General features: G+C 74.3%; 3 protein-coding genes. 2 read left to right on the forward strand and 1 reads right to left on the reverse strand.

Annotated features, from left to right (window positions below; translation table 11 throughout):
• Nucleotides 1-105: 105 nt before the first annotated feature.
• Both AOK09_RS33615 and AOK09_RS33620 read left to right on the forward strand, forming a co-directional pair.
• On the forward strand, nt 106-717 hold the full coding sequence (locus AOK09_RS33615; protein WP_055591009.1) for a hypothetical protein: 612 nt from the start codon (nt 106-108) through the stop codon (nt 715-717).
• A gap of 310 nt (nt 718-1,027) precedes the next feature.
• Nucleotides 1,028-1,225 (forward strand): DUF5999 family protein, encoded by a 198-nt coding sequence (locus AOK09_RS33620; RefSeq protein ID WP_055591010.1) that lies wholly within the window; start codon nt 1,028-1,030, stop codon nt 1,223-1,225.
• Between the two features lie 138 nt (nt 1,226-1,363).
• On the opposite strand, the gene gcvP is transcribed toward AOK09_RS33620, so the two are convergent.
• Complete coding sequence (gene gcvP, locus AOK09_RS33625) at nt 1,364-4,282, reverse strand: aminomethyl-transferring glycine dehydrogenase (protein WP_055591011.1); 2,919 nt, start codon at nt 4,280-4,282, stop codon at nt 1,364-1,366.
• Between the last annotated feature and the right edge of the window lie 288 nt (nt 4,283-4,570).

Below are 4,570 nucleotides of genomic sequence, written 5' to 3' on the forward strand. Positions count from 1 at the left end.
CCCAGGCCCCGCCCGCCGCCGCCCGCGCACCGCTGCTCACCCGGCACCGAACGGCAACCCCCGCTCAGCGACTGCACGCCGATCTCTACCGGAGAGGCGACCCACATGACCCTGCAGCTCCCCCAGCCGCCCGACGGAGCGCTGCGCTCCGTCCTCACCGCCCTGGTCTCCCCCACCGCGCTGCGCCATGTCACCACCCCGGCGCTGCGGACGCCCGACCCGGCGCATCCACCGGTGCCCCAGCACCCCCTGGCCGTGCACCTGCTGCGGCCCGGCGTGGCGCTGGCGAACGCACCCCGCACCGGCTGGCGGTTCCTGATCAGCTGCGGGGACGAGGTGGTCGCCGCGGCGGAGACCCAGGAGACGGCGGACGGCCACGCCTTCTCGCACTTCGCCGAGGGGCCGTACCTGGTGGCGACGCTGCGCGCACTGCAGCAGGCCCGCCGCGCCGCCGCCGGCGCGGCCGGACCCCACGAACCGCGGCTGCTGTCCGTGCCGTCGCTGTACACCGCCGCCCTGTGGCTGCACGCCCTGCGGCCCGGCGGCACCGATCTGCTGATACCGCTGGCCCCGGCTCCGCTGGGCATCGCGGCGCACCGCGTCTACCCGGCCGGGGAGTTGCTGCGCCTGTTCCGCCGGGCGGTCTCCCCGCCCGTGCAGGGCGCGACCGGGGTGCCTCCCGCAGACCCGGACGCCCTCACCGTCGCGGGACGGTGAGGGACACCCCCACGGGGCGATGGCACCGGGGACCGGCATGGTCCGCACGGGCGATGGCCGTATGGCCCGGAACGGTGGGCGGCGCGCGCCCAGGGCATCCGAACGGGTGATCTCAGGGGGCCGCACTGTGGTGCATGTCACCAAACGGCTGCGGGACGGTCTCCGGATGCAGACACTGGGAACCAGCGCGGAAGGCCAGTTGTCCTACCCCGTGAGCGGACGGCTCACACCTCGCCGGGAGAGTGATTCCCGGCACCTGGCGGCGAACCTCCGCGCAGTGACCGGAAACCTGCGAAGCGAGGGTACGACCATGTGCCAGCACCGACCCGAGTGCCCGTCGGCCGACTCTGCGGACCGCGAGGCGGCCCGACCCGTGGCCTGCCACCCCGAGCAGGGGTGGAGCCTGCTGTGCAACGGCGTCCTGCTCTTCGACGACACCGGTGAGCTCCTCCCCGACGGCCGGGTGATCGCGCCTCACCGCTCGCTCGCCGCCGTCGGCGCGGCCTGAGCCACCCGGAACGGGCCGGGGGGCGGGTCGCCCCGCCCCCCGGCCCGGGCGTGGGGGCCGCCGGACGGCCCGCCGCCGATGCGGCGGGCCCCCTTGCGGTTCCCCACGCCCCCGGCACACCTCGTGCGCCGTCCCGGCTCAGACCCCGTAGGAGTCCAGCGGCGGGCAGGAGCAGACCAGGTTGCGGTCACCGAAGGCGCCGTCGATCCTGCGCACCGGCGGCCAGTACTTGTCCGCCGGGTTGACCCCCTGCGGGAAGACCGCCTCCTGACGCCCGTACGGGTGCGCCCACTCACCGGTCAGCGCCGCCGCGGTGTGCGGGGCATTGCGCAGCGGGTTGTCGTCGGCCGGCCACTCGCCCGCGCCGACCTTCTCGATCTCCCCACGGATGGCGATCATCGCCTCGCAGAACCGGTCCAGCTCGACCAGGTCCTCGCTCTCGGTGGGCTCGATCATCAGCGTCCCCGCCACCGGGAACGACATGGTCGGCGCGTGGAAGCCGTAGTCGATCAGGCGCTTGGCCACATCGTCCACGGACACCCCGGTCGCCTTGGTCAGCGGCCGCAGGTCGATGATGCACTCGTGCGCCACCAGGCCGCCCGGACCGGTGTAGAGCACCGGGAAGTACGGGGCGAGCCGCTTGGCGACGTAGTTGGCGCTCAGCACCGCGACCTGGGTCGCCCGGCGCAGCCCCTCGCCGCCCATCAGCCGCACATAGGCCCAGGAGATCGGCAGGATCGCCGCGGAGCCCCACGGTGCCGCCGAGATCGGGCCGACCCCGGTCTCCGGACCGGCCTGCGGCTGCAGCGGGTGGTTGGGCAGGTACGGCGCCAGATGGGCGCGCACCGCCACCGGCCCCACCCCGGGGCCGCCGCCGCCGTGCGGGATGCAGAAGGTCTTGTGCAGGTTCAGGTGCGAGACGTCCGCGCCGAACCGGCCCGGCTTGGCCAGGCCCACCAGCGCGTTGAGGTTGGCACCGTCCACGTACACCTGGCCGCCGGCGTCGTGCACGGTGGCGCAGATGTCGGTGATGTTGTCCTCGAAGACGCCGTGCGTGGAGGGGTAGGTGACCATCAGCACCGCCAGCGCGTCGCGGTGCTGCTCGATCTTGGCGTGCAGGTCGGCCACGTCCACGTCGCCGTCCGCACCGGTCTTCACCACCACCACCCGCATGCCCGCCATCACCGCGGAGGCGGCGTTGGTGCCGTGCGCCGACGACGGGATCAGGCAGACGTCGCGCTGCTGCTGCCCGTTGGCACGGTGGTACGCGCGCACCGCCAGCAGGCCGGCCAGCTCGCCCTGGGAGCCCGCGTTGGGCTGCAGGGAGACCGCGTCGTAGCCGGTGACCTCCGCCAGCCGCTGCTCCAGCTCCCGGATCAGGGTGAGATAGCCGTCCGCCTGCTCCACCGGGGCGAAGGGGTGGATCTGGCCGAACTCCGGCCAGGTGATCGGCTCCATCTCGGTGGTGGCGTTGAGCTTCATGGTGCACGAACCCAGCGGGATCATGCCGCGGTCCAGCGCGTAGTCACGGTCCGCCAGCCGCCGCAGGTAGCGCAGCATGCCGGTCTCCGAGCGGTGGCTGTGGAAGACCGGGTGGGTCAGGTACTCGTCGGTGCGCAGCAGCGCCGCCGGCAGCACCTCCCCCGCGGCCTCGTCCAGGGCGTCGGGGTCGCCGGCCGTCACGCCGAAGGCCGCCCACACCGCGGCCAGCTGCTCACGGCCGGTGGTCTCGTCGCAGGCGATGCCGACCAGGTCGGCGTCGACCAGCCGCAGGTTGACCCCGCCCTCGCGGGCCGCGGCGACCACCTCGGCCGCACGGCCGGGGACCCGGGCGGTCACGGTGTCGAAGAACGCCCCGTGCACCACCTCCACACCGCCGGCCCGCAGCCCCTCGGCCAGCACCGCGGCATAGCGGTGGGTGCGGCGGGCGATGTCGGCCAGGCCGTCGGGGCCGTGGTAGACCGCGTACATCGACGCCATCACGGCGAGCAGCACCTGCGCGGTGCAGATGTTGCTGGTGGCCTTCTCCCGGCGGATGTGCTGCTCACGGGTCTGCAGGGCCAGCCGGTAGGCGCGGTCGCCGTCGGCGTCGACCGAGACGCCGACCAGGCGGCCGGGCAGGCTGCGGGCGTACTCGGCGCGGACCGCCATGTAGCCCGCGTGGGGGCCGCCGAAGCCCATGGGGACACCGAAGCGCTGGGTGGTGCCCACCGCGATGTCGGCGCCCAGCTCGCCCGGGGAGGTCAGCAGGGTGAGCGCCAGCAGGTCGGCGGCGACGGTGACCACCGCGCCCAGCCCGTGGGCCTGCTCGATCACGGGGGCCAGGTCGCGGACCGCGCCCGAGGCTCCCGGGTACTGCAGCAGCACACCGAAGACACCGCGCTCGGCGGCCTCCGCGGGGATGCCCGCGGACAGGTCGGCGACGACCACCTCGACGCCGGTGGGCTCGGCGCGGGTCTCGATCACGGCGACGGTCTGCGGCAGCGCGTCCGCGTCGACCAGGAAGACGCCGTTCTTCACCTTGCCCATCCGGCGGGACAGCGCCATGGCCTCGGCCGCGGCGGTGCCCTCGTCCAGCAGCGACGCCCCGGAGGTCGGCAGGCCGGTGAGGTCGGCGACGACGGTCTGGAAGTTCAGCAGCGCCTCCAGCCGGCCCTGCGAGATCTCCGGCTGGTAGGGGGTGTAGGCCGTGTACCAGGCGGGGTTCTCCAGCACATTGCGCAGGATCACCGGCGGGGTGAAGGTGCCGTGGTAGCCGAGCCCGATCATCGGCGCCAGCACCCGGTTGCGCCCGGCCAGTTCACGCAGCTCCGCCAGCACCTGGGACTCCGAGCGCGCCCCGGGCAGGTCCAGCCCCTGCAGGCTGCGGATGGCCTCGGGGACGGCCGCGGCGGTCAGCTCGTCCAGCGAGCCGAAGCCGACGTGGGCCAGCATCTTGTCCTGCTCGGCCCGGTCCGGGCCGATATGGCGGTTCTCGAAGGGGCTGGCCTGCTCCAGCTGGGCAAGGCTGGCCGCGGTCGCGGCGCGGCGGCGCCCTATCGTCTGGTCGGCATTCATGGCGCTTGAGGCCTCCTGGTCACGGACCGGTGGGGGCTCGCACAAACGGGACGCCGTCCCACGGGGCCGGCGGCCCGGGCGTGCTCACCCGGACGGCCTCCCCCTCTGTCATCGGAACCTGAGAGCTTCACCGGCACGCCCGCACCCGGGGAGTGCCCCGCGCCCGCGCCCGCCGGCTTGCACCGTCGGTGAGGGGCCCGCCGCCGGCTTCCTCGCCGGCCGCGCCCGCCCCTGCTTTCCAGAGTGACCTCGCCTGTCCGGTACGGATGCCTGAGAGATTCCGGGGAG

The sequence above is a fragment of the Peterkaempfera griseoplana genome (genome assembly GCF_001418575.1).
GTDB classification, from domain to species: domain Bacteria; phylum Actinomycetota; class Actinomycetes; order Streptomycetales; family Streptomycetaceae; genus Peterkaempfera; species Peterkaempfera griseoplana.

Bases quoted from the DNA above. Each gene is read 5' to 3' on its own strand.
- AOK09_RS33615 (WP_055591009.1), top strand. From the start codon at position 106: ATGACCCTGCAGCTCCCCCAGCCGCCCGACGGAGCGCTGCGCTCCGTC.
- AOK09_RS33620 (WP_055591010.1), top strand. From the start codon at position 1,028: ATGTGCCAGCACCGACCCGAGTGCCCGTCGGCCGACTCTGCGGACCGC.
- gcvP (WP_055591011.1), bottom strand. From the start codon at position 4,282: ATGAATGCCGACCAGACGATAGGGCGCCGCCGCGCCGCGACCGCGGCC.